The 23,938-nt window shown below is 71.0% G+C and carries 20 protein-coding genes and 1 pseudogene; 5 read left to right on the top strand and 16 right to left on the bottom strand.

From position 1 onward, the window contains the following. Window positions 1-144: 144 nt before the first annotated feature. From fxsA to ACZ3IC_RS30465, 4 genes are all read right to left on the bottom strand, one after another. Complete coding sequence (fxsA, locus tag ACZ3IC_RS30450; RefSeq protein ID WP_467421432.1) at window positions 145-732, bottom strand: FxsA family membrane protein; 588 nt, start codon at window positions 730-732, stop codon at window positions 145-147. 84 nt (window positions 733-816) lie between these two features. Continuing rightward, window positions 817-1,584 (bottom strand): polyprenol monophosphomannose synthase, encoded by a 768-nt coding sequence (locus ACZ3IC_RS30455; RefSeq protein WP_467421434.1) that lies wholly within the window; start codon window positions 1,582-1,584, stop codon window positions 817-819. Window positions 1,585-2,122: 538 nt separating this feature from the next. Further along, window positions 2,123-3,769 (bottom strand): amidohydrolase, encoded by a 1,647-nt coding sequence (locus ACZ3IC_RS30460; RefSeq protein ID WP_467421437.1) that lies wholly within the window; start codon window positions 3,767-3,769, stop codon window positions 2,123-2,125. Window positions 3,770-3,815: 46 nt separating this feature from the next. Beyond that, window positions 3,816-4,256 carry an Lrp/AsnC family transcriptional regulator gene (locus ACZ3IC_RS30465; protein ID WP_024493538.1) on the bottom strand — a complete coding sequence of 147 codons (441 nt, stop codon included), beginning with the start codon at window positions 4,254-4,256 and terminating at the stop codon, window positions 3,816-3,818. A gap of 204 nt (window positions 4,257-4,460) precedes the next feature. Between ACZ3IC_RS30465 and ACZ3IC_RS30470 the strand changes: the two genes are divergently transcribed. Then, complete coding sequence (locus tag ACZ3IC_RS30470; RefSeq protein ID WP_467421440.1) at window positions 4,461-4,859, top strand: hypothetical protein; 399 nt, start codon at window positions 4,461-4,463, stop codon at window positions 4,857-4,859. 453 nt (window positions 4,860-5,312) lie between these two features. Here the strand turns inward: ACZ3IC_RS30470 and ACZ3IC_RS30475 are convergent, their stop codons facing one another. After that, complete coding sequence (locus tag ACZ3IC_RS30475; RefSeq protein WP_467421443.1) at window positions 5,313-6,485, bottom strand: acyl-CoA dehydrogenase family protein; 1,173 nt, start codon at window positions 6,483-6,485, stop codon at window positions 5,313-5,315. A gap of 340 nt (window positions 6,486-6,825) precedes the next feature. On the opposite strand from ACZ3IC_RS30475, the pseudogene ACZ3IC_RS30480 reads away from it, so the two are divergent. Beyond that, a pseudogene (locus tag ACZ3IC_RS30480) lies at window positions 6,826-7,080 on the top strand (chitinase); the annotation flags it as partial. Between the two features lie 214 nt (window positions 7,081-7,294). Then, on the top strand, window positions 7,295-10,603 hold the full coding sequence (locus ACZ3IC_RS30485; protein ID WP_467421445.1) for a right-handed parallel beta-helix repeat-containing protein: 3,309 nt from the start codon (window positions 7,295-7,297) through the stop codon (window positions 10,601-10,603). Between the two features lie 229 nt (window positions 10,604-10,832). Here the strand turns inward: ACZ3IC_RS30485 and ACZ3IC_RS30490 are convergent, their stop codons facing one another. Continuing rightward, window positions 10,833-12,203 (bottom strand): peptidase C39 family protein, encoded by a 1,371-nt coding sequence (locus ACZ3IC_RS30490; RefSeq protein WP_467421446.1) that lies wholly within the window; start codon window positions 12,201-12,203, stop codon window positions 10,833-10,835. A 173-nt stretch (window positions 12,204-12,376) separates the two neighbouring features. On the opposite strand from ACZ3IC_RS30490, the gene ACZ3IC_RS30495 reads away from it, so the two are divergent. Together ACZ3IC_RS30495 and ACZ3IC_RS30500 are read left to right on the top strand one after the other, a co-directional pair. Beyond that, window positions 12,377-13,006, top strand: a complete 630-nt coding sequence (locus ACZ3IC_RS30495) for a uridine kinase family protein (RefSeq protein ID WP_467421450.1) — start codon at window positions 12,377-12,379, stop codon at window positions 13,004-13,006. A 361-nt stretch (window positions 13,007-13,367) separates the two neighbouring features. Then, window positions 13,368-15,281, top strand: coding sequence for an AAA family ATPase (locus ACZ3IC_RS30500; protein WP_467421452.1), 1,914 nt, complete (start codon window positions 13,368-13,370; stop codon window positions 15,279-15,281). Window positions 15,282-15,363: 82 nt separating this feature from the next. On the opposite strand, the gene ACZ3IC_RS30505 is transcribed toward ACZ3IC_RS30500, so the two are convergent. From ACZ3IC_RS30505 to ribD, 10 genes are all read right to left on the bottom strand, one after another. Next, complete coding sequence (locus ACZ3IC_RS30505; RefSeq protein WP_467421453.1) at window positions 15,364-16,461, bottom strand: hemolysin family protein; 1,098 nt, start codon at window positions 16,459-16,461, stop codon at window positions 15,364-15,366. Beyond that, entirely contained in the window at window positions 16,458-17,828 is a 1,371-nt protein-coding gene (locus tag ACZ3IC_RS30510) for a hemolysin family protein (protein ID WP_467421456.1), read from the bottom strand. Before ACZ3IC_RS30510 ends, ACZ3IC_RS30505 begins: the two co-directional genes overlap by 4 nt. Before the next feature lie 184 nt (window positions 17,829-18,012). Further along, on the bottom strand, window positions 18,013-18,477 hold the full coding sequence (locus tag ACZ3IC_RS30515) for a PH domain-containing protein (RefSeq protein WP_467421458.1): 465 nt from the start codon (window positions 18,475-18,477) through the stop codon (window positions 18,013-18,015). A 35-nt stretch (window positions 18,478-18,512) separates the two neighbouring features. Then, window positions 18,513-19,361 carry an ATP phosphoribosyltransferase gene (gene hisG, locus ACZ3IC_RS30520; protein WP_467421460.1) on the bottom strand — a complete coding sequence of 283 codons (849 nt, stop codon included), beginning with the start codon at window positions 19,359-19,361 and terminating at the stop codon, window positions 18,513-18,515. Between the two features lie 80 nt (window positions 19,362-19,441). Continuing rightward, the gene (locus ACZ3IC_RS30525) at window positions 19,442-19,714 is read right to left on the bottom strand and encodes a phosphoribosyl-ATP diphosphatase (RefSeq protein WP_018524273.1); all 273 of its coding nucleotides are present in this window, start codon (window positions 19,712-19,714) and stop codon (window positions 19,442-19,444) included. 35 nt (window positions 19,715-19,749) lie between these two features. Continuing rightward, a complete protein-coding gene (gene ribH, locus ACZ3IC_RS30530; protein WP_467421461.1) occupies window positions 19,750-20,235 on the bottom strand; it encodes a 6,7-dimethyl-8-ribityllumazine synthase in 486 nt (161 codons plus the stop codon). Between the two features lie 52 nt (window positions 20,236-20,287). Continuing rightward, a complete protein-coding gene (locus ACZ3IC_RS30535; protein WP_467421462.1) occupies window positions 20,288-21,586 on the bottom strand; it encodes a bifunctional 3,4-dihydroxy-2-butanone-4-phosphate synthase/GTP cyclohydrolase II in 1,299 nt (432 codons plus the stop codon). Beyond that, complete coding sequence (locus tag ACZ3IC_RS30540; protein ID WP_467421463.1) at window positions 21,583-22,227, bottom strand: nicotinamide mononucleotide transporter family protein; 645 nt, start codon at window positions 22,225-22,227, stop codon at window positions 21,583-21,585. Before ACZ3IC_RS30540 ends, ACZ3IC_RS30535 begins: the two co-directional genes overlap by 4 nt. Further along, a complete protein-coding gene (locus ACZ3IC_RS30545) occupies window positions 22,224-22,841 on the bottom strand; it encodes a riboflavin synthase (protein WP_467421465.1) in 618 nt (205 codons plus the stop codon). The genes ACZ3IC_RS30540 and ACZ3IC_RS30545 overlap by 4 nt, the downstream gene beginning before the upstream one ends. After that, window positions 22,842-23,936, bottom strand: coding sequence for a bifunctional diaminohydroxyphosphoribosylaminopyrimidine deaminase/5-amino-6-(5-phosphoribosylamino)uracil reductase RibD (gene ribD, locus ACZ3IC_RS30550; protein WP_467421467.1), 1,095 nt, complete (start codon window positions 23,934-23,936; stop codon window positions 22,842-22,844). Between the last annotated feature and the right edge of the window lie 2 nt (window positions 23,937-23,938).

Here is a 23,938-nt window from a genome sequence, read left to right on the forward strand (position 1 = left end):
GCGGTATCTATCCAGCCCGCGGGGCTTGGGGGGGTCTGCTGTTTGGCGGCCGCCGCGGCGAACACCCATAACCGCGGGCGGGGGGGGGGCCCCCCCCCCGGGGGGGCCCCCCCCCCCGCGGCTCTGTCGTATTGCGGTCCGGAATCAGGGATTCAGTGGCTGCCGGGGGCCCTCGTCGGGGCGGGAGCCCGGCTGCGTGCCGTCCTGACGGATGACCTCACCCTGCACAATCTTTCCGTCCGGCCGGTGAATGCGGGCCTGCTGGAAGGCGTCGGAGAAGCTGCCGGGGCCGGCGGCACGCATCCGGCGCTCCAGCGAACTCTCGGCGTACCGGCCCAGCATCGAACGGACCGGTGGCACGAGCAGCAGAAGCCCCGCCACGTCCGAGAGGACCCCGGGGATCATCAGCAGCAGCCCGCCGAGCATCAGGAAGCCGTTGCCCCTGCTGCCCGAGGGTGCGGTCTGAGGGGCGGCGGCGCCGGGCTGCCCGGGCATCTGCTGGAGCGTCTCGGTGAGATTGCGGAAGGCCTGGCGGCCGGCGCGCTTCATCACGGCGACCCCGAGCACGATCCCCGCCGCCAGGAGCAGCAGCACGGTGAACCCGCCCGCCGCGCCGGCCACGACGGTGAGCAGCCAGATCTCCAGCACCGCCCAGGCGGCGATGGCGAGGGGAACGAAGGTACGGGCGCGTGAGCGCCTGGGGGCGGTCGGGTGTGGTGTGCCGGTCGTCATGCTCCCCAGTGTGCCCGTACGGGCGTCCAAACGACGTAAGGGGGTGATCATGAGCGGCGGACCGGCTCCCGCCACCCCGGCGGATCAGATCGCCTTGCGGCCGAGGACCCGGTTCGTACGGGAGGTGACACCCCAGGACGTGACCCGCCAGAGCGCCTCGACCAGGATGTCGCGGCTCATCTTCGAGTCGCCGATCTCGCGGTCCACGAAGGTGATCGGGACTTCGACGACGTGATACCCGGCCTCGATGGCGCGGCGAACCAGGTCGACCTGGAAGCAGTAGCCCTGCGAGGCGACCTGGTCGAGGCCGATGCCCTCCAGGGTCTCGGCGCGGAAGGCCCGGTAGCCGCCCGTGACGTCCCTGGTCCGCAGACCGAGGAGGAGCCGGGAGTACGTGCTGCCGCCGCGGGAGATCATCTCGCGGGACTTGGGCCAGTTGACCACGCGCCCGCCCGGCACCCAGCGGGAGCCGAGCACCAGGTCGGCGCCCTTGAGCGCGGTGAGCAGCCGGGGGAGCTCCTCGGGCTGGTGGGAGCCGTCGGCGTCCATCTCCACGAGCACGCCGTACCCGTGCTCGGTGCCCCAGCGGAAGCCCGCGAGGTAGGCCGCGCCCAGCCCTTCCTTGCCCTTGCGGTGCAGCACCTGGACCTGACTGTCGGCGGAGGCGAGTTCGTCGGCGACCTTGCCGGTGCCGTCGGGGCTGTTGTCGTCGGCGACCAGGATGTCGGCTTCCGGCACAGCGGCGCGCACCCGGCTGACGATCGGCTTGATGTTCTCGGCCTCGTTGTAGGTCGGAATAATCACCAAGGTTCTGCCGAGCGGGCCGTATCGCCTCTGACCGCCGTCGTTCACTTACTGCCCCTTAAGTCCGTACGCAGGTGCACACCATATCCAGCGGGCGGGGGCCGGATGCCGAGACGGTCGGACGCGGTCGGGCACCGTCACGGACAGAAGGACGGAAGTACGGACAGAACCTCGGACGGGAACTACGGATGGGGGCCCAGCGCCCTTCGGGCCGACCTGGGACCCGCTGGCTGCGGGTCGCCCTAGCCGTTGTCTACTGAACGTCCGGGCCCCACCCGGGTCGCACCTACCGTCCGGCTCTGACCGTCCCTCGCCCCCGAGGCGCGGGCGCTGAACCTGGCTGTCAGTGGTGGTGCGCCGGTGCGGCACACCACCCCATGACCCAGCGGCGTTCGACGACTGCGTGGCGGTTTAGCCGGTCGGACGTCCTGTGGTGGACTCGGCCGAACCTACCGGCCGGTGGGCGCGTTCTGTCAATAGCCGCCTGACCTGCAATGTTCACGGGACTTGCCTGGTCAGCGGTGAAGATCCGCAGGTCGCGACAGAACGGGCGCGTCTTCGATCGGCGGTACGAAATGTCCGGACGTCACTCGTTCGGCCTTACGTAGACAGTTTGTCCGAAGACCACGGTGCTCAGGCAGACCGGGAGCTCGGCGCCCGGGGTGAGATCGGGGAGGCCGGGCGTTCCCGACCTCGGGTCGGTCGACCAGCGGGCGACCCGGTCGTCCGGGGCCTGGACCACCAGGTCAGCGGTGCGCCAGACCGCGTAGTCGGCCGGGGCGCCGGGCACCAGGATCCCCGCGTCGTCGCGGCCGACGGCCCGCCAGCCGCCCCTGGTGTGGGCGGTGAAGCCGGCCCGCACGGAAATCCGGTGCTCGGGCGTGCGGTGGAAGGCGGCGGCCCGCACGGTCCCCCAGGGGTCCAGCGGGGTCACCGGACTGTCCGAGCCGAAGGCCAGGGGCACACCGGCCCGCAGGAGCGCCGCGTACGGGTTGAGGGTCCTGGCCCGCTGGACACCCAGCCGCTGCGCGTACATGCCCTCCTCACCTCCCCAGGCCGCGTCGAAGGCGGGCTGCACGGAGGCGGTCAGCCCCAGTTCCGCGAAGGCGGCGACGGTCTCGGGGGTGAGCATCTCGGCATGCTCGATACGGTGCCGGGCGGCCCGGACGCGGGCCGGGCCGAGCGTCTCGGAGGCGGCCCGGACGCCCTCCACCACGGCGGAGACCGCCGCGTCGCCGATCGCGTGGAAGCCGGCCTGGAGCCCGGCCTCGGTGCAGGCGGTGACATGGGCGGCGATCCGCGCCGCATCCAGGTGGGCGGTGCCCGTGTGCCCGGCCGGAGCGTCGGAGTACGGCTCGTGCAGGCAGGCGGTGTGCGAGCCGAGCGAGCCGTCGACGAAAAGGTCCCCGGCCGCGCCGATCGCACCGAGTTCCCGGATTCGGCGGGCGTCCTGCTCGTCGGCGACCTGCTCGGCCCAGTAGCCGAAGACCCGCGGTCCGTCCTCCGCCGCGGCGAGCTTCAGCAGGGCGACGAAGTCCTCCTCGTCGGAGATGTCGGGGCCGCCGCACTCGTGGACGGTGCCGATGCCGAGCGACGCGGCGTGACGCAGGGCGGCGCGCTGGGCGTCGGCGCGCTGCTGCGACGAGACGGCACCGTGGGCCGCCGAACGCACAGCGTGGTGGGCGGCGCCGGTCAGCGGGGCGTCGGGGTGGTACCCGGTCAGCGCGGTGACGCCCGGGACCAGATCGAGCAGGGCGGTGGTGACGACCGCCGAGTGCACGTCGATGCGGGGCAGGTAGACCGGCCGGCCGCCGGCAGCCGCGTCGAGTTCGCCGCGCGACGGCGGGCGCCGCTCCGGCCAGCGCGTGGCGTCCCAGCCGTGGCCGAGGACGACCCGGTCCGCGGGGTGCGCCGCCACGTGGGCGCGCAGGAGACCGAGCGCCTCGTCGAGGGTCCGGGCACCCGAGAGGTCGAGGCCGGTGAGGGCGAGACCGGTCGATGTGGTGTGGACGTGGGCGTCGGTGAACGCCGGGGTGACCAGCGCACCGTCGAGGTCGATCACTTCGTCGACGCCGCTCGCGAAGGCGTCGGCAGCCCCTTCCGAGCCCACCCAGGCGACATGGCCGCGTTCGACGACCATGGCGGTGGCGAAGGGGTCGGCGGGGCTGTGGACGTCGCCACCGCGCAGCAGCACGGTGCGGTGTTCGCTCTGGGGGGCGGTGCTCTCGGTCATGGGACCAGTCTCGCGCCTGCCCCGACCGGCACGGTCCGCGGCCCCCTCAGATCTGCGGGGGCCGGGCCTCGTACGGCGTGGAGAGGACGACGGTGGTCCGGGTGGAGACACCGGCCAACGAACGGATCCGGGTGAGCAAATGCTCCAGCTCAAGCGGCGTCGCGACACGCACCTTGAGGATGTAGTTCTCGTCACCCGCGACGCTGTGGCACGCCTCCAGTTCCGGAACGCCCGCGAGCCGCTCAGCGATGTCGTCCGGCGCGCTCGGGTCGAAGGGTTTCACCGAGATGAACGCGGTGAGCGGCAGGCCCACGGCCTCGGGGTCGACGACCGCGGCATAGCCTCGGATCACCCCGCGCTGCTCCAGCCTGCGGACGCGCTGATGAACGGCCGAGGTGGACAGGCCCGTGGCCTTGCCCAGGTCGGTGTAGCTCATCCTCCCGTCCTTGACGAGCAACTCCACGATCTGTCGGTCCAACTCCTCCATACGGACCAACCTATTGCCCCGGGTCCCCCCAGGCACAGCCGCAAGGGCTCCGGAAGGGCACCTGCGGCGGGCATGTGACGAATGCCACAGGTTTACGGGTGGATAGTCGACCTCCCTCGCGGTTACGGCCGACGCGCGACGGGAAGTGCTTGCTGTGGTCGAGGCCGTGTCGCCCAGTCGGCCCACCTGAGGGGGGAATTTCCCATGCAGAGCCTGAAGCTCACCGCACGTACCGAACCGGAGCCCGCTGATCTCGACGAGGACAACGATTCCGACGCGTACGACATGCTCGAGATGTACCGGGTGATCTGCCCGGACTGCGCGCAGCCGATCGCGCTGCTGGCGGACGAGGACGTACTGCCGGAGCACGCGCTGTGCCCGACTCCGTGGAACCCGTTCGTTCTGACGGTCTGCGCCGGTACGGGCCGCGCGGCGTCCCAGACGCGGCCCGCCGATGAGACGCTCGACGTCCAGGAGCAGGAGACGGCCCTGCTGCTGACGCTCCCTCAGGGGCTCGACTGGAGGATGCAGCCGTTCTCGCACGCCGGTGGCCCCGGCTCGCGCCCGCTGCGGGTGCCGCAGATGCGGCGCGACGCCGCCTGAGGGCCGCTCCCGCGCCCGCGCGGGACCGCCCGGAGGCGTCCGACACATCTGCGCGCACCACGACGACCCGGCCGCGTGGTGCCCGCTGCCGAAGGAACTCCGTCGCCCAGGGACCTGGCGAACGGGCTCTCGAATCGGCCGGGCAGTGATCAGGGCCTGCACCGCGCCGTTGGCCGGGCATGACCCTGCTGCATTCAACGGCCCGTCCCGGTCGCCGCCGTATCGCCGCCCCGACCGCCGAAGAATCGGTTCCGCAGCCCGGTTCACAGCCGGTGCCGCAGCCCGTGCCTCACCGGTCGGCCCCACGGCCGGTGCCACACTCCACCGATCCGCCCATCCATCGGGCCCTGCTGCGTCATTGGGAGAGCGCCGGACAAACCCTGCCGGGCCGCCATGACCAGGAGTGGAACCGGATCATGACGACGCCCGATTGGTCGGAGCGGCCGCTGCGGATCAGCGCGTCTCAGGACCCGCGAGGTGGCGCGCTATGACCATCCGCTGGATCTGATTGGTGCCTTCGACGATCTGGAGCACCTTGGCCTCACGCATCAGCCGCTCGACGGGGAAGTCGAGGGTGTAGCCGTACCCGCCGAGCACCTGGACGGCATCGACGGTGACCCGCATGGCCGCGTCCGTGCAGAACAGCTTGGCCATGGCCGCCTGGCGCGAGAAGGGCTTGCCCTCGTCGCGCAGCCGGGCCGCCTCCAGGTAGAGCGCCCGGCCCGCCTCGATCTGGGTGGCCATGTCGGCGAGCATGAAGCGCAGGCCCTGGAAGTCCGCGATGGGCCGGCCGAACTGCTGCCGCCCGGTGGCATAGGCGACGGCCTCGCCCAGGGCGGCCTGGGCGACGCCGATCGCACAGGCGGCAATGCCCAGACGCCCGGAGTCGAGTGCGGACAGGGCGATCGTGAAGCCCTGACCCTCCTCGCCGATCCGGCGCGCGTCGGCGACCCGTACGCCGTCGAAGTTCAGCTGGGCGGTGGGCGAGCCCTTCATGCCCATCTTCTTCTCGGGGACGGCCGCGTTCAGCCCCTCGGCGTCGCCGGGGACCAGGAAGGCGGTGATACCGCGGGCGCCCTCGACTCCGGTGCGGGCCAGCACCGTGTAGAAGTCGGCGATGCCGCCGTGGGTGATCCAGGCCTTGGTGCCGGTGATGACCCAGTCGTCGCCGTCCCGTACGGCCTTCGTACGGAGCGAGGCGGCATCGGAGCCCGAGGCGGGCTCGGACAGGCAGTAGGCGCCCAGCAGGCCCCCTCCCAGCATCGCCGGGAGGTGTTCGGCCTGCTGCTCCTTGGTGCCGTATCCGGCGAGCGCGTGGCAGGCGAGTGAGTGGACGCTGACACCGAGACCGACGGTGAGCCGGGCGGCCGCGAGTTCTTCGAGGACCTGGAGGTAGACCTCGTACGGCTGGTCACCACCGCCGTGGGCGGAGTCGTAGGGCAGTCCGAGCAGTCCTGACTCGGAAAGCAGAGTGAAGACTTCGCGCGGGAACCGGCCCGCTTCCTCCTCCTCGGCCGCCCGCGGCGCGATCTCTCGCTGGGCGATATCGCGGACGAGCGCGACGAGCTGGCTGGACTCCTCGGTGGGCAGACGGCGTTCCACCAATTGCGGGGCACGGTCGGTCATGACGGCGCTCTCCTCCCTGTCGGGCGTTGCGACGGTCGCGCGCGCGGGGTGTGGGCGGCGCCGCCGGGGGGCTTTCGGGCAGAGCCCGGAAAGGCGACTGCTGCTCAGCCGATACCGGTCCCTCGGATTACGAGAGCTGCTGGCCAGCGGCTGTGGCGGCTTGAGTATGCCCGATCGGACGATATCCGTCACGGGGCGGCGGAGCGACTCGACTACGAGCGCGACAGCCACCGGGATTGGTCCGAACCAATGACTCAACTGGTCCAGTCCATCTACGGTTCCACCCGAACCGGCATTTCCGCGTTCATAGCAAGTTCATGGGACGGCCGGCAGCACGGCTGCGGCCGGAGCGGCGCCCGGTTCGTACGAGGCGGGCATCGAGGATGACGAGCCCCTCAAGAACAGCTGCCCCGCGACCAGCACCGTCGCCGTTACGGCGTACGCGCACTGCGGCGCCGACTCGTGGAGCTACGACACCCCGGCCACCATCGCCACCAAGATGGGCCACAAGAACCAGCAGGGACCGGGCGGCACCTTCTTCCGGGAGCTCAGCGGTGACACCACCGACGACGAGCCGATCAAGGCGATCAACTAGCCACCACGCGAGGGCGGGGCGGAGGGCCGGACCGACCATCCGCCCCTTTTCGTCCCTCATGCGGCAATCTGTGAAAGGTCCAACAGGCCGTGACTCACTCGGTGTTCCCGCTCCGGCCGAAGCTCCCGCGACTCGCTCCGGCATGATGGTGCCGCACCCGCTCCGACAATATGTTGCCCGGACCGCGGTGTGGCCCCAAGGAGGAGGATTCCGCTTGTCACGCCAGGTTCTGACGGTCTGTCCAGAGCGGCCCGACGGCTTTCGAACGATCGGGGAGGCGCTGGCCAGGGCGCGCAGCGGTGCCGTGATCAGCGTCCGTTCCGGCACCTACGCCGAGAGTCTGGTCATCACCGTTCCCGTCACCATCGCCGCCGAACAGTCCCGCGGCAGCGTCGAGATATGCCCGCCCCACGGCAGCGCCGTGGTGCTCCAGGCCGAGGCCGTGATGCTCACCGATCTGGTGTTGCGCGGCCGCGACGAGGAGCTGCCGGTGGTGGACGCCCCCCGCGGCCAGATCGCGATGGACGGCTGCGACATCACCGGCGCATCGTGGACCGCCCTGCTGACACGCGGTGTCGGCTCGGTGGCTCTGCGGGACTGCCGGGTGAGCAATCCGCGCGGCGCGGGCCTGGTCGTGACCTCGACGGTGGAGAGCTCCGCGGAGTCCTGCACGGTCGAACACCTGGGCACCTCCGGTGTGGTGATCGGCGAACGCGGCCGGATCACCCTGCGGGGCTGCACCATCCGCAACGCCCGCGCCAACGGGGTGCTCGCCAACGGCGAGGGACAGAGCTCGGTGGAGGAGTGCGACATCTCCTCCACCGACAAGCCGTCCATCGCGCTGGAGGAGCAGAGCGCCACCCAGGTGCTGCGGACCGTGGTCCACGACACCAGTGTCGGCATCCATCTCTCCTCGTCGGCGCGGACGGTACTGGAGGACATCCGGGTGACCGGCACGACCGGGCCGGGCATCGTCCTGTCCGGCGGTACCGATCCGCTGCTGCGCCGGTGCCGTACCGCCCGCACGAAGGGTCCTGGCCTACTGGTCTCGGACCGGGCCCGGGGGACCTTCGAGGACTGCTGGCTGGACTCGGCCGAGGACGCCGCGCTGCACGTACGGGGCTCGGCGTCCCCGGTACTGATCGGGCTGACCGTCCGGGACAGCGCGCAGACGGGTGTGTTGCTGGAGGAGGAGTCGGCCGCCGAGCTGGACCGCCTCGAAGTGCTCGACGCGGGCGGTACGGGCGTCCGGATACGTTCCGGCGCCAACCCCCTGGTACGCAGGGCCAGGATCGGCGACGCCAAGGGGCACGGCGTGGAGGTCGTCGAGGACGGCCGGGGCCGGCTGGAGGACTGCGAGATCGACCGCCCCGGTGACGCCGGCATCCGGGTCCGCGACGACGGCAACGTCTACGTCGGCGGAGGCGCCGTGCGCGGCGCCGCGCACGGCATGTCCGTGGCGGCGGGCGGCAGCGTCACCGTCCGGGACTGCGACATCCAGGAGTCCACGGACACGGGTGTCGTGGTCGAGGATGGCGGCGAACTGACCGCGACCCGGCTACGGATCACCGCCGCAACGGGACACGGTGTGCTGCTGGCCCAGGGCGGCCGGGGCGCCTTCACCGCCTGCGAGGTCAGCGGCTCGGGCCGGGACGGCTTCCGGGTGGAGACCACGGCCGCGGTGTCGGTGGTCAACTCCACCGTGCGGGACAACGAGGGCGGCGGTCTGGTGCAGGCCAGGACCGGCGACCGGCTGGCGGTCGAGCAGCTGACCAGCACAGGAAACGGCAAACGGGACGCCTGGGGGCTCGGCGAGGCAGAGGGCACCGACCCGGCCGGGACGGGCGGCGCCGGGGCGGCCCGCGAGGACGGCCCGCTGGCCGAACTCGACGCGTTGATCGGCCTGGAGAACGTCAAGCACCAGGTGCGTACGCTGGTCAATCTGATCCAGCTCGCCCAACGGCGCGCCCGCCTCGGTCTGCCGGCTCCGCCGATGAGCCGCCATCTGGTCTTCTCCGGGCCGCCCGGCACCGGCAAGACGACCGTGGCACGACTGTACGGGGCGATCCTGGCCGAACTGGGCGCGCTGCCCTCCGGCCATCTGGTGGAGGTGTCGCGCGCGGACCTGGTGGCGCAGATCATCGGCGGCACCGCCATCAAGACCACCGAGACGTTCAAACGGGCCCTGGGCGGGGTCCTGTTCATCGACGAGGCGTACAGCCTGCTGTCGGACGGGCGCAGTTCGGGCGCCGACTTCGGTCGTGAGGCCGTCGACACGCTTCTGAAGCTGATGGAGGACCACCGCGACGACGTCGTCGTCGTGGCCGCCGGATACGCGGACGAGATGCGTGATTTCCTCGGCTCCAACCCGGGGCTCGCGTCACGCTTCTCCCGTACGGTCGAGTTCGAGAACTACGCGGTTCCCGAACTGGTCGCGATCATCGAGAGCATGTGCGCCCATCACCGGTACGAACTCGACGAGTCGACGCTCGCCGCGCTCGCCGCGCACTTCGAGCAGATGCCCAGGGACGCCGGATTCGGCAACGGCCGGGCCGCCCGGCAGGTGTTCGAGGAAATGGTCGACCGTCAGGCGTACCGGCTGGCCGCGCTGCCCGATGCCGATGAACAGGACCTCACCCGGCTGCTGCCCGAGGACGTGGGTGAGGAGGCGGCGGCCGGGCAGTCGGCCGACGGCGGGGCGGAGAGCGACCCGCTGGCCCGGCTCGGGGACATGGTGGGCCTGGCCGCCGTCAAGCGCGATGTCACCGATCTGGTCAATCTGCTGGCCACCGCGAAGAGGCGGGAGGCGGCCGGGCTGCCCGCGCCGCGGATCAGCCACCACCTGGTCTTCACCGGGCCGCCCGGAACCGGCAAGACGACGGTCGCCCGGCTCTACGGCGAGCTGCTGAAGTCGCTCGGTGTGCTGCCGCGCGGACAGCTCGTCGAGGTGGCCAGGGCGGACCTTGTCGGCCGGTACGTGGGGCACACCGCCCAGCTCACACGGGAGGTGTTCAACCGGGCCAGGGGCGGGGTGCTGTTCGTCGACGAGGCGTACACGCTGACCCCCGAGGGGGCTCCGGGCAGCAGCGACTTCGGGCGCGAGGCGGTGGACACGCTGCTGAAGCTGATGGAGGATCACCGGGACGAGGTGGTGGTGATCGTCGCGGGCTACACCGGTGAGATGGAGCGTTTCCTGGCGTCCAACCCCGGTCTCTCGTCGCGGTTCTCGCGGCGTGTACAGTTCGCCGACTACTCCTCGGACGAGCTGGTCACCATCGTCCGCCGGCATGCGGCCTCGTCCGGATACGAGTGCGGCCCGGGGGCGGGTGCGGTCATGCGGAAGTACTTCGACGCGCTGCCCAGGGACCGTTCGTTCGGCAACGCGCGGCTGGCCCGGCAGGTCCTGGAGGGCATGATGACGCGCCAGGCGGGCCGGGTGAGCGCCATGGCCGCGCCGGGTCTGGACGATCTGCGGCTGCTGCTCCCGGAGGATGTCGTACGTCCGCAGGCGGTGCCCGAATGAACGCCCGACGGTCTTGGAGGGCGCGGCCTGCGGCGCCGCACCGGACGTGTTGCGGCCGCGGCCTTCCTTGCTGCGGCGCCGGTGAGGCCGGTGGCCGACCCTGCCGACGACGGACAGTACAACCAGGTCGGCGGGCAGTGGGTGTCCCCGGAGGACCCGGCCACAGTGCCGGCACGACGGGCCCCGGGGTAGAGACGTCCGTCACTGCCCCGGGGAAGCCCCGCCCGCGTCAGCGGATGCCGACGGCGGCCAGAGCCCGCTTCTGGGCGGGCGTCGGGTGCGCGGGGAAGTACAGGTAGCAGACGCCGCCTGTGCCGGAAACCACCTTGCCGCTCGCATTGCGGCGCTTGGTGCGGAGCCAGATCGTCTCCCACTCCTGGCGTCGGTAGACCCGGCGCACGGCCTCGTTGTCCGGCGAGGCCGGGTCGTTCGCGATCACGTCGCCGTCCGCGGTGAACCCGATCACGGTCATCAGGTGGCCGGAGGTCCCGTACCCCGCGCCGGTCAGCTCCTCCTTGAGGAAGGACTGCGACGTTATGGCCGGGATGCCCGCCCGGATCAGCGTCTCCAGATCCGCGAGCGAGCCGAGCCGGGTCACCACCGCGCTCATGTCGTCGTACGTCGCGGCGTACGCGGCGTTGAACGGCCAGTTGCCGCAGCCCTCGTACTGGTAGTCGTACGTGAACCGGGCGGCGTGGCAGACCTGCGGGTCGGCCAGGCCCGGCTTGACCCAGGCCAGCTCGTCGGCGGTGGGCCCACGCCCCCAGTACTCGATGATCATCTGCGAGGAGGTGGGGCTGCACCAGGCCTCGCCGCCGTTGTCGTACTCCGGGTACTGGCCCACGTGCACATTCTGCGAGTAGCGCGGCACCAGCAGCTCGCGGGCGAGGCCGGGGGTGCTGGCGGGCACGGTGAAGCGGTCCGGGATGTCGGACGCCATCGCGCCGAGCCGCCGGACCGTGGGCGTGAGGCCAGTGCCCGGGGTGCGGTGGAGGATGAGCCGCAGCCGGTACGAGACCAGCCGCAGCCCGCCGGTCGCGTCGTCCACCGAGAAGGTGTCGGTCCAGATGGAGCTCTTGCCGTCGGTCTGGTCGTCGACGGACGTCCGGCGGATGTCGCCGTCGCCCGCGGCCCAGCGGCCCATCACGTACCAGGGTGTCGCGGTGCCGTCCGAGTAGCGGCCCTGCATCTCGACCTGGATCCAGGTGCCCGCCGGGGTTTCGGCGTTCCAAGAGGCGATCACCTCGGTCGCCGGGACGGCGGGCCGGTGGACCGGCGAGGTCCACGTCGCGTACTCCCAGGTGGCGGTCCGGCCGGTGTGCGGATCGGTGTAGTCGGTGCGCCCTTCGGCGTGGCCGATCACCAGACCGGGCCTGCGGCCCGTGACGGCGCGCGTCCCGGCGCCGAAGCCGCTGCGCCAGTCGGTGTAGGTGTGCCAGGAGTGGTTGTCCACGAGGGGGGCGGCCGCCAAGGGGGCGTGGGGCGGGGCGGTGGAGGGGACGGCAGCGGATGCGGAGCCGGCGGATGACACCGTGCCAGCGGTGGCCGCGGCCGCGAGCGCGGCGGTCAGCACGGTTCTGCGCGAGGTCGGTCTGTTCATGGGCGAGACCCCCGGTCGTAACGGAATGGGGCTGCAGGTGCACGACAGTGAGCCAACTATTGCGTTCGTGGCCGGATTCGGCCAGCGATTCGACTTGCGCCGATAAATCAATATTGGTCTGGTCCACTGGAGTGACCTGCGATTGCTCCGGAGCGGCTCGTAGGCTGGGGCGCATGAACGACCTCTCGCTCCTCGCCGCGCGGCTGCGCGCCCTGGCGCCATCCTGCGGACCGGTACGGCTGATCGCCGTCGACGGCCATGCGGGATCGGGGAAGAGCACCTTCGCTTCCCGCCTCGCCGCCGCGCTCGACGGCGCCCCCGTCCTGCATCTGGACGATCTGGCCACCCATGAGTCCTTCTTCACTTGGGTGGACCGGCTGCGTGAGCAGGTGATCGGGCCGCTGTCGCGCGGTGAGTGCGCGCACTATGCGCCGTACGACTGGACCGCACGGACGTTCGGCGCGCCGCGCCGCCTGGAGTCCGCGCCGGTGGTCCTGATCGAGGGAGTCGGGGCGGGCCGTCGGGCGCTGCGGCCCCATCTGGCACGGCTGTTGTGGATGGATCTCGCCGCCGCGGAGTCCTGGGAGCGGGGCCGCCGCCGCGACGGACCGACTCTTTCGGCCTTCTGGGACGGGTGGACGGCGGCCGAGGCGGAACATTTCTCGGCCGATCCCTCTCGCTCCCACGCGGATACCCTGGTGCGGCAGTTGCCTGTGGGGTACGAGTGGCTGGAGGGGCCTCCCTCGGCAGCAGGAGCGACCCATTCCGTCACCGACCGTGAGCGCACGGCATCGCCGTCTTGAATGGTGAGAAATCCTCCCGGAAGTACCTCAACTCTGCTTGACCAGAGGGCGGTACAGGTCTTACGTTCTCAATGTGCGGCTTTTCGGAGCCCTCGCAGACACGAAGCCCCCGGTTGTTCCCCCGTGATCGGGGGCTTCGTTCTGCCCTCGCGCCCTCTCCCTTCACGCCGATTCGGCGGATTCCGCTCACCCTCGGTCACGGTCTCCCTTCGGCCTGCGGCGCTCTTAGTCGCACACTCCCTGCGCAGGTACGATGCCTCTCAGTGCGGTCAATTCCCGTCCGTGACACAGTGATTCAGCGCGCCTCGGCGGGCAGGTCGTGCGGCGGGACATCCTGGGGGCACGGTTTGTGGGGGACCAGATGGACATCGGCACGCAGGGCGCACAGGCCCCGGCCGACCTCGCCTGGCTGCGCGGCGTGGACGCCTACACCATGGGCGCCTACCCACAGGCCGAAGAGGAGTTCAGGGCTGCGGTGCGCCTCGATCCCGCAATGGCGGACGGCTGGCTCGGCCTCCATGCGCTGAGGATCGACACCACGACGGCGCTGCTGCGCATGTACCGCCATCGCGAACGCTTCGGCGAGCAGCGCACCCGCCATCGACGCACGCTCAACTCCTGGTACTGGCTGGGATGGTGGGTGCAACCGGTGCTGGAGAGCCCGCGCGATCTGCTCCTCGCGCACGCCTCCCACTGGCTGGACGGGCGCCACATCGCCGAGCTCGACCGTGCGCTGGCCGGTCTGCCGCCGGTGGACGCGGACCCGCAGGTGCGCTTCCTGCACGCCTGCCGCTCCTACCTGGTCAAGGACTGGGAGCAGCTCGTACGCAACACCGAGCAGCTGATCGACGATCCGATGCTCGGTATCGAAGCGGGGCTGTTCGGCGGGATGGCACGGGTGCGGCTGGAGATGTACGGGCAGGCCGAGCCGCTGCTCTCCACCGCGCTGATGCGCTGCCGCAGCGAACAGCCGCAGCGCAAGGAGCTGCGCTACTGGCTGGCCCGCGCGCACGAGGGCACCGGCCGCAGCGCGGCCGCCCTGCCGCTGTACCGGGCGGTGCACAGGATCGACCCGGCGTTCATGGACACCTCGGCGCGGCTCGCGGCGATCGCGGACTACGACGGTCTCGAGGGCACCGACGAGGCCGCCGGTCTCACCGCCGTGTCCCTGGCCGGGTTCGGCACGGACGGCACCGTGACGGAGGCGCAGCCGGACGGGGATTCGCTGCTCGGCACCGATCTGGCGGACGGCCGGGAGCTGCGACCGGGCGCCGAGACCCCGGGGCTCGTCGGTATCGGGGTGCCGCCGCCGTCCGACAGGGCGCGGCGCAAGACCGCGGTGCCCGGCCAGCCGACGGCACCTTTCCCTGCCGGGCCCAGCGATCCGGTGCTGCTTGCCGAGGCGTTGGCGGAGCTGGAGCGGATGGTCGGCCTGGATCCCGTCAAACGCCAGGTCAAGGCGTTGTCCGCACAGCTGAACATGGCGCGGCTGCGGGCCGGTCAGGGGTTGCCCGTGCAGCCGCCGAAACGCCATTTCGTCTTCTCGGGCCCCTCCGGCACCGGCAAGACCACGGTGGCCCGCATTCTGGGGCGGGTCTTCTACGCACTCGGCCTGCTCGGCGGCGACCATCTCGTCGAGGCCCAACGGGCGGATCTGGTGGGCGAGTTCCTCGGCCAGACCGCCGTCAAGGCCAATGAGCTGATCGACTCGGCGCTCGGCGGGGTGCTCTTCGTCGACGAGGCGTACAGCCTCTCCAACACCGGCTACAGCAAGGGTGACGCGTACGGCGACGAGGCCCTCCAAGTCCTCCTCAAACGCGCGGAGGACAACCGGGACCATCTCGTCGTCATCCTCGCGGGCTATCCGGAAGGCATGGACCGGCTACTGGCCACCAATCCGGGGCTCTCCTCACGCTTCACCACCCGGGTGGACTTCCCGAGCTATCGGCCGCTGGAGCTCACCTCGATCGGTGAGGTGCTGGCCGCGGAGAACGGCGACGCGTGGGACGAGGAGTCCCTGGAGGAGCTGCGCTCCATCAGCGGCCATGTCGTCGATCAGGGCTGGATCGACGAACTGGGCAACGGGCGGTTCCTGCGCACCCTGTACGAGAAGAGCTGCGCCTATCGCGATCTGCGGCTCTCCGGCTACGCGGCCGTGCCGAGCCGGGACGATCTGGCCACGTTGCGGCTGCCGGATCTCATGCAGGCGTACGGCGAGGTGCGGTCCGGCCGGGGTCCGGTGGACCGGGGGCCGCAGGAGCCGCCCGCGCTGTGAGGGCCGGCCCGGAGCCGTCGAGGTCACCGGGCAATCGCCGGACGGGCCGGAGAACAGCCCGCCCGGCGATCGAGGACAGGCCTCAGCGGACCGATGCGGTGAGCTCGCCGGTGCCGGCCGTCGTGTCCACCGTCCGGCGCGGTACCGAGACCCGGTGGGCCGGGTCGCGTACTTCACCGACCAGCATCTCCAGGACGTCCTCCATGGCGACCAGCCCGAGGACCCTGCCCGATGCGTCGGCGACCTGCGCCAGGTGCGTCGCCGCCCGGCGCATCACGGTCAGGGCGTCGTCGAGGGGCAGCTCGGCCCGTACGGTCGCCATCGGGCGCCACACGTGCTGGGGGACGGCCCGCTCGCCGTCCTCCAGGTCCAGAACGTCCTTGACGTGCAGATAGCCCATGAACGAGCCGCCGCCCTCCGCGCAGACGGGAAAGCGCGAGTAGCCGGTCCGTACGGTCAGCTCCTCGATCCGGTGCGGGGTGACGGAGGGGTCCACCGTCACCAGGGAGGCCCGGCTGAGCAGCACGTCGGTGACGGGCCTGCTGCCCAGCTCCAGTGCGTCCTCCAGCCGTTCCTGTGCCTCCGGCTCCAGCAGTCCCGCCTGACCGGAGTCCTCGACGAGCCGGTTGAGCTGCTCGCTGGTGAAGACCGCCTCCACCTCGTCCTTCGGTTCGACACCGAAGAGCCGGAGCACCAGCTGGGCGCAGGCGCCCAGTGCGGAGGTGACCGGGCGGCAGACGCGGGCGAAGCCGACGAGGCCGGGGCTGAGCCACAGCGCGGTCTTCTCCGGCGCTGCCATCGCGAGGTTCTTCGGGACCATTTCGCCGATGACGAGATGGAGGAAGACCACGAAGACGAGCGCCAGCACATAGCCGAGCGGATGGATGAGGCCCTCGGGCAGGTGCACCGCGTGGAAGACCGGCTCCAGCAGTTGGGCGACGGTCGGTTCGGCGACGGCGCCGAGGGTCAGCGAGCAGACGGTGATGCCGAACTGGGCGGCGGCCATCATCTGCGGCAGGTTCTGCAGGCCGTACAGCACCTGGCGGGCCCGGCTGGAACCGGCCGCCGCGAGGGGTTCGACCTGGCTGCGCCGTACCGAGACAAGAGCGAACTCGGCACCGACGAAGAAGCCGTTCGCCAGCACGAGGAGCCCGGCGAAGACCAACTGGACAAGGCTCATCGCACGGCCTCCAGGACGCCGTGGGTCACCGGAACCTCGGTAACGGGGTCGGTCACCTCTGCCGTGCGTACGAAGCGGACCTTCTCGGCGCGGTAGCGGCCGACCTGACGGACGGAGATCCGCCAGCCGGGCAGTTCGGCCCGGTCACCGGGGGCGGGGATGCGTCCCAGCAGATCGGCGACGAGTCCGGCCACCGTCTCGTACGGTCCGTCGGGTACGTCGAGCCCTATCCGGCGCAGGGTCAGGACCCGGCAGCTGCCTTCGGCCTCCCAGGCCGGGCGGCCGTCCTCGGGAGCGGCGGGGGCCAGTTCGGGCCGGTCGGCGCCTTCGGCGTCGTGCTCGTCCCTGACCTCGCCGACGAGTTCCTCGATGATGTCCTCAAGGGTGACGACTCCGGCGGTGCCGCCGTACTCGTCGACCACGACGGCGATCGGCTGCTCGTTGCGCAGCCACTGGAGCAACTGTTCGACGGGCAGGGTCTCCGGCACCAGCAGCGGCGGTACGGCGATCCGGCCGGCCGGGGTACGCAGCCGGTCCTGGGCGGGCACGGCGAGCGCGTCCTTGAGGTGGATCATGCCGACGACCTCGTCGATGCGCTCCCGGTAGACCGGGAATCGGGAGAGGCCGGTGGCGCGGGTGAGGTTGAGGACATCCTCCGCGGTCGCCGAGGACTGGAGGGCGCTGACCTTCACCCGTGGGGTCATGACGTGCTGGGCGGTGAGTCCGGCGAGCGACAGGGTCCGTACGAAGAGATCCGCGGTGTCCTGTTCGAGGGTGCCGGCCTCGGCCGAGTGCCGGGCCAGGGAGACCAGTTCGCCGGGGGTGCGGGCGGAGGCCAGCTCGTCGGTGGGTTCGACGCCCAGCAGTCGTACCAACCGGTTGGCGACGGTGTTCAACAGGCTGATCACCGGCCGGAGAGCGGCGGAGAAACGGTACTGGGGGCCGGCGACGAACCGGGCGACCTGGAGCGGCCGGGAGACTGCCCAGTTCTTCGGCACGAGTTCACCGATGACCATCTGGACGGCGGAGGCCACCAGCATCCCGATGACCACGCTGATGCCGGGTACGGCGCCGTCGGGCAGACCGGTCGCGGTGAGGGGGCCGTCCAGCAGCTGGGCGAGCGCCGGTTCGGCGAGCATGCCGACGACCAGTGAGGTGATGGTGATGCCGAGCTGGGTGCCGGAGAGCTGGAAGGAGAGTTCACGCAGGGCTTCGACGACGGTGCGGGCCCGCCGGTCGCCCTCGGCGGCGGCGCGCTCGGCGTCCGGCCGCTCCACCGTGACGAGCCCGAACTCGGCTGCCACGAAGAATCCGTTGGCGAGGATGAGGAGGAATGCTGCGCTCAGGAGCAGCAGGGGGGTGGTCATGCCGCCGCCTCCGGGAAAGGGGCGGCGCAGGTACTACCGGACGGTCCGTCCATTGCTGGAAGGAGTCACTCCTTGGGTCGCAGGAAAGCCCCGCCGGCCTCTTGGACCTCTCGTGCGGGGCGGGGCGCTCAGGGCGCCGCCGTCCTCCAGAGTAATCAAGAAGAGGCCGTACGGGGCAGGGGGCTCAGCCGTTGTCCGTACTGGTGCCGTGGTTCTCGGCGAGGGCGCGGAGCGTGCGGGCGTCGCGGATGGCCTGTTGCTTGGCGATTCCCGGCTGGATACCGAGGACGGGCATGCTGGTCCCGTCGCTCAGGTCGAGAAAGACCCAGGGGTCACCGACGCGCAGGTTGACGCGGAGAATTTCCGCCCACGACAGCCGGCGCGTTCGGGTGAGATTGACCACCGTCACCCCGTCCTCGTTCGCGACGACCTTCGGGCGGCTGAGCAGCGCGAGCACGCCGAAGAACAGCAGCGCGGTGAAGATGAAGCTGGACCGCTCCCCCGCACTCAGCTGCTCCAGCGTCAGGGCGATGACGGTGATGACGACGAACATCGCCGCCCCCACGGTCAGCAGGACCACCCGGGTTCGGGTCGGCCGGAACGTGACCGGGAGTGTGGGGAGTTCGGAGCGGGGCGCGGGGGCGGACATGGTGTTCTTCTGTCTTCCGGGTGGTCGCCCGGCCGTCAGAGGCGGCAGGCGTGGATGGCGGTGGTGAGGATGGCGCGGGCGCCGAGGTCGTACAGATCGTCCATGATCCGCTGGGCCTCCCGGGCGGCGACCATGGAACGGACGGCGACCCAGCCCTCGTGGTGCAGCGGGGAGATGGTCGGCGACTCCAGGCCCGGGGTGAGGGCGACCGCGCGCTCCAGGTGCTCGACGCGGCAGTCGTAGTCCATCATCACGTAGCTGCGGGCGACCAGGACGCCCTGGAGACGGCGGAGGAACTGCTGCACCTTGGGGTCGTCGTCCGGTGCGCCGGTGCGGCGGATGACGACGGCTTCCGACGTCATGATCGGCTCGCCGATGACTTCGAGTCCGGCGTTGCGCAGGCTGGTGCCGGTCTCCACGACGTCGGCGATGATCTGGGCGACACCGAGTTCGATGGCGGTCTCGACCGCGCCGTCGAGGTGGACGACGGAGGCGTTGACACCGACGTCGGCGAGGTGCTTGGCGACGATGCCCTCGTAGGAGGTGGCGATCGTCTTGCCGTCGAAGTCCTGCGGGCCCTGGGCCGTGCCGGGCCTGGTGGCGTAGCGGAAGGTGGAGCGGGCGAAGCCGAGCTGGAGGATCTCCTCGGAGTCGGCGCCGGAGTCCAGCAGCAGGTCGCGGCCGGTGATGCCGATGTCCAGGCGGCCGGAGCTGACGTAGATCGCGATGTCGCGCGGCCGCAGGTAGAAGAACTCGACCTCGTTCTCGGGGTCGACGAGGACGAGCTCCTTGGACTCCTTGCGCTGCTGGTAGCCGGCCTCATGGAGCATCGCCATCGCAGGCCCGGAGAGTGAACCCTTGTTGGGGACGGCGATGCGCAGCATGTGGTCAGGTTCCTTTGCGAGGAGGGATTCTTGTACGGATATGCGGATGTGCGAAGCGCGGCGTGGTGCCGAGGCCGTGCTCAGAGGTGGGCGTAGACGTCGTCGAGGGAGATCCCGCGGGCGACCATCATCACCTGGACGTGGTAGAGCAGCTGGGAGATCTCCTCGGCGGCGGCGTCCTTGCTCTCGTGCTCGGCGGCCATCCAGACTTCGGCGGCCTCCTCGACGACCTTCTTGCCGATGGCATGGACCCCCTTGTCCACCAGCTCGGCGGTGCGGGAGGTGGAGGGGTCGCCGTTGGCGGCCTTGAGCTGCAGCTCGGCGAAGAGCTCTTCGAAGGTTTTGTTCGCCATGATGGTCCTTAGAATACGGGGTCGACGCCCCCCACTCAGCGCCAGGGCTCGCTGACCGTACGCAGCGTGGCGGCGGTGGCGACGGCCGCAATGACCGCTTCGTGCCCCTTGTCCTCGTTGGACCCTTCCAGGCCTGCCCGGTCGAGCGCCTGCTCCTCGGTGTCGCAGGTGAGTACCCCGAAGCCGACCGGGACTCCGGTGTCGACGGCGACCTGGGTGAGGCCGTTGGTGACGCCGTGGGACACGTACTCGAAGTGCGGGGTGCCGCCGCGGATGATCACGCCGAGGGCGACGATCGCGTCGTAGCCGCGGCCTGCGAGGACCTTGGCGACCACCGGGAGCTCGAAGCTTCCGGGCACCCGGAGCAGGGTCGGCTCGTCGATGCCCAGCTCGTGCAGGGCGCGCAGGGCGCCGTCGACGAGTCCGTCCATGACCTTCTCGTGCCACTGGGCGGCGACGACCGCCACGCGCAGGTCACCGCAGTTGCGTACGGAAAGTTCGGGTGCACCCTTGCCGCTCATGTCTCTCCTACCGCTCGTTTCCGTGTTGGTTCGTTGCCGACTGGTTCGTTCGTTACTGGTTGCCGCAGGTCGACGCCGTGGCGGCGTCGAGCCAGGGCAGGTCGTGCCCCATGCGGTCGCGCTTGGTGCGCAGGTAGCGCAGATTGTGTTCGCCGGCCTGGACAGGCATCGGCTCGCGGCCGGTGACGGCCAGACCGTGCCGCAGGACCGCGGCCGTCTTGTCGGGGTTGTTGGTCATCAGGCGCAGGCTGTGGACGCCGAGGTCCTTGAGGATCTGGGCGCCCGCTGCGTAGTCCCGGGCGTCGGCGGGCAGGCCGAGTTCCAGGTTGGCGTCGAGGGTGTCGATGCCGCGCTCCTGGAGTTCGTAGGCGCGCAGCTTGGACAGCAGGCCGATGCCCCGGCCCTCGTGGCCGCGCAGATAGACGACGACGCCGCGGCCCTCCTCGGTGATCCGGCGCATGGAGGCGTGCAGCTGGGGCCCGCAGTCGCAGCGCTGCGACTGGAAGATGTCACCGGTCAGGCACTCGGAGTGGACCCGGACCAGGACGTCGTCGCCGTTCCCGATGTCACCGTGGACGAGTGCGACATGCTCGACACCGTCGGTCGTGGACCGGAAGCCGTACGCGGTGAACGCGCCGAAGCTCGTGGGCAGCCGTACCTCGGCCTCGCGGCGGACGGTCGGCTCCGAGGTGCGGCGGTAGGCGATCAGGTCCTCGATGGAGATGATCGTGAGGCCGTGCTTGCGGGCGAACGGGACCAGCTGGGGCAGCCGCAGCATCACACCGTCCTCTCCGGCGATCTCGACGATCGCTCCGGCGGGCCGCAGTCCGGCGAGCCGGGCGAGGTCGACGGCGGCCTCGGTGTGGCCGTTGCGGACCAGCACACCGCCGGAGCGGGCGCGAAGCGGGAAGATGTGGCCGGGCCGTACGAAGTCGCCGGAGCCGGCCTCGCCGCCCGCCAGCATCCGGAGCGTGGTGGCCCGGTCCGCGGCGGAGATGCCGGTGGTCACGCCGTGCGCCGCCGACGCGTCGACGGAGACGGTGAACGCCGTGCGCATCGACTCGGTGTTGTGGTCGACCATCTGCGGCAGTTCGAGCCGTTCCAGCTCGTCGTTCTCCATGGGCGCGCAGATCAGACCGCGGCACTCGCTCATCATGAACGCGACGATCTCGGGGGTGGCCTTCTCGGCCGCGATGACGAGGTCCCCCTCGTTCTCCCGGTCCTCGTCGTCGACGACCACGACGGGCCGTCCGGCGGCGATGTCGCGGATCGCCTGCTCGACGGGGTCGAGGGCGAGGTCCTCGACGGCGCTCTCGCGCTCCCGGTGCAACCAGGTGGGCTGGGCAGTCATGCCGTGGCTCCTTCCAGAGCGGGTGTCCGCGAACGCAGCCACCAATCGCGCATGCCCCACAGGACGAGGGCGCCGTACACGACGTAGATGAGACCGGAGAAGGCGAGTCCGCTGTGGAAGTTCAGCGGTACACCGACCAGGTCGACGAGGAGCCAGGCGAACCAGAACTCGACCATGCCGCGGGCCTGGGCGAGCATCGCGACGAGCGTGCCCGCGAAGATGTACGCGTCCGCCCAAGGGCTCCAGGAGAGCGAGGGAAACGCGGTGAACAGGCTGCCGACCGCGAGGGTGCCGAGCACGGCGCCGCCCAGCAGGAAGCCGCGCTCGCGCCAGGTGGCGAACCGTACGGCGATGGAGCCGTCCTGGGCCTGCTGCCTGCCCCTGGTCCACTGCCGCCAGCCCCAGACGGCCACGGCGATGACCACGAGCTGCTTGCCGACGCTGCCCGCCTGGTGCACGGAGACATTGGCGGCGACCAGGACGACGCCGGACAGGATCTGGGCGGGCCAGGTCCAGATCGAGCGGAGCCAGCCCAGGGTCAGCGCGATCAGACCGACCGTGTTGCCGATCATGTCGGACCAGATGATGTGCTGCCCGAAGGCGGTGAACGCCTCCGAGTTCAGCCAGTTCATCGCGGTCACCTCGCCGGCTCCTCGGGTTCCTGCGCGGTGGTGCCGAGCAGCCGCTCGACGTACTTCGCGATGACGTCCACCTCCAGGTTGACCGGGTCGCCGGGCTCCTTGACGCCGAGCGTGGTCAGGGCGAGGGTGGTGGGAATGAGGCTGACGGTGAAGTAGTCGGGTCCGGCGTCCACGACGGTCAGGCTGACGCCGTCAACGGTGATCGACCCCTTCTCCACCACATAGCGGGTCAGGTCCGCGGGAAGGGAGATCTTGACGATTTCCCAGTTCTCGGAGATCTTGCGCTCGACGATGCGGCCGGTGCCGTCGACATGGCCCTGGACGATGTGGCCGCCGAGCCTGCCGCCGACCGCCATGGGTCGTTCCAGATTGACCCGGGAGCCCGTTTCCAGGGCGCCGAGGCTGGAGCGGTTCAAGGTCTCGGCCATCACATCGGCGGTGAACTCCCCGTCGCCGAGCTCGACGACGGTGAGGCAGACGCCGTTGACGGCGATGGAGTCGCCGTGCTTCGCGCCTTCGGTGACTACGGGACCGCGCAGGCGGAAGCGGGAGGCGTCGCCGAGCTTCTCGACGGCGGTGACCTCACCCAGTTCTTCGACAATTCCGGTGAACACTCAGTTTCCCTTCCGGGCAGGTCCGGGGACGGCGGTGATGCGCAGATCGGGGCCGATACGGACGGTCTCGGTCACATCGAGGCGCAACGCCTCGGCGATGGTGGAGATTCCGGCGTCGGCGAGGGCCGCGGGGCCGGCGCCGAGGAGCACCGGGGCGAGATAGCCGACGACCTTGTCGACCGTTCGCGCCGTGACGAAGGCCCCGGCCAGGGTCGGGCCGCCTTCGAGGAGTACGGAGCGGATGCCACGCCCGTACAGGGCTGTGAGCAGGGCGGGTATGTCCAGGCCGGTGGCGGCGCGCGGCAGCCGCAGGACGGCCTCTTCGGGGAGATGGCGCGCCTCGGCGTCGTGGGCGACAGCGATCAGGGTGGGCGCGGTGCCGTCGAGGACGCGGGCGCCGGGGCGCACGGCGGTCGCGCCGGTGTCCACGACCACCCGCAAGGGCTGTACGGCGCCTTCGATGCCCCGTACACCGAGCTGGGGGTCGTCGGTACGGGCGGTGCCGGAGCCGACCACGACGGCGTCGGCCTCGGCACGCAGCCGGTGGACGTCGGCGCGGGACTCGGGGGAGGTGATCCAGCGGCTGGTGGCGTCGGCGGCCGCGATCCGGCCGTCGAGGGTCGCCGCGTACTTCCACAGGACGTACGGGCGGCCGAGGCGCACCGAGGTCAGCCAGGCCGCGTTGCCCGCCTCGGCCTCATCCGCGAGGAGCCCCTGCTCGGCCCTGATCCCGGCCGCGCGCAGGGTGTCCGCACCGCCGGTGGCCTGCGGGTCCGGGTCGCCGACGGCGTAGACGACCCGGGCGACACCGGCCTCGACGAGCGCCTGGGCGCAGGGGCCGGTTCGGCCGGTGTGGTTACAGGGTTCGAGGGTGACGTAGGCGGTGCCGCCCCGGGCCCTGCCGCCTGCGGCCTGCAGGGCGTGGATCTCGGCGTGCGGCCCGCCGGCGCGCTGGTGGAATCCCTCGCCGACCGGATGACCTGCGGCGTCGACGATGACGCAGCCGACGACCGGGTTGGGGCTGGTGGAGCCGAGACCGCGGGCGGCGAGCGTGATCGCTCGGCGCATGGCGGCGATGTCGGCTGCGGTGACCACCG

This window comes from Streptomyces sp. NPDC002958, from assembly GCF_055563255.1.

Coding starts and splice junctions, on each gene's coding strand:
- hisG (WP_467421460.1), bottom strand. CDS start 19,361: ATGCTGCGCATCGCCGTCCCCAACAAGGGTTCACTCTCCGGGCCTGCG.
- ACZ3IC_RS30525 (WP_018524273.1), bottom strand. CDS start 19,714: ATGGCGAACAAAACCTTCGAAGAGCTCTTCGCCGAGCTGCAGCTCAAG.
- ACZ3IC_RS30475 (WP_467421443.1), bottom strand. CDS start 6,485: ATGACCGACCGTGCCCCGCAATTGGTGGAACGCCGTCTGCCCACCGAG.
- ACZ3IC_RS30460 (WP_467421437.1), bottom strand. CDS start 3,769: ATGACCGAGAGCACCGCCCCCCAGAGCGAACACCGCACCGTGCTGCTG.
- ACZ3IC_RS30495 (WP_467421450.1), top strand. CDS start 12,377: ATGAACGACCTCTCGCTCCTCGCCGCGCGGCTGCGCGCCCTGGCGCCA.
- ACZ3IC_RS30465 (WP_024493538.1), bottom strand. CDS start 4,256: ATGGAGGAGTTGGACCGACAGATCGTGGAGTTGCTCGTCAAGGACGGG.
- ACZ3IC_RS30470 (WP_467421440.1), top strand. CDS start 4,461: ATGCAGAGCCTGAAGCTCACCGCACGTACCGAACCGGAGCCCGCTGAT.
- ACZ3IC_RS30515 (WP_467421458.1), bottom strand. CDS start 18,477: ATGTCCGCCCCCGCGCCCCGCTCCGAACTCCCCACACTCCCGGTCACG.
- ACZ3IC_RS30510 (WP_467421456.1), bottom strand. CDS start 17,828: ATGACCACCCCCCTGCTGCTCCTGAGCGCAGCATTCCTCCTCATCCTC.
- ribH (WP_467421461.1), bottom strand. CDS start 20,235: ATGAGCGGCAAGGGTGCACCCGAACTTTCCGTACGCAACTGCGGTGAC.
- ACZ3IC_RS30500 (WP_467421452.1), top strand. CDS start 13,368: ATGGACATCGGCACGCAGGGCGCACAGGCCCCGGCCGACCTCGCCTGG.
- ACZ3IC_RS30535 (WP_467421462.1), bottom strand. CDS start 21,586: ATGACTGCCCAGCCCACCTGGTTGCACCGGGAGCGCGAGAGCGCCGTC.
- fxsA (WP_467421432.1), bottom strand. CDS start 732: ATGACGACCGGCACACCACACCCGACCGCCCCCAGGCGCTCACGCGCC.
- ACZ3IC_RS30490 (WP_467421446.1), bottom strand. CDS start 12,203: ATGAACAGACCGACCTCGCGCAGAACCGTGCTGACCGCCGCGCTCGCG.
- ACZ3IC_RS30505 (WP_467421453.1), bottom strand. CDS start 16,461: ATGAGCCTTGTCCAGTTGGTCTTCGCCGGGCTCCTCGTGCTGGCGAAC.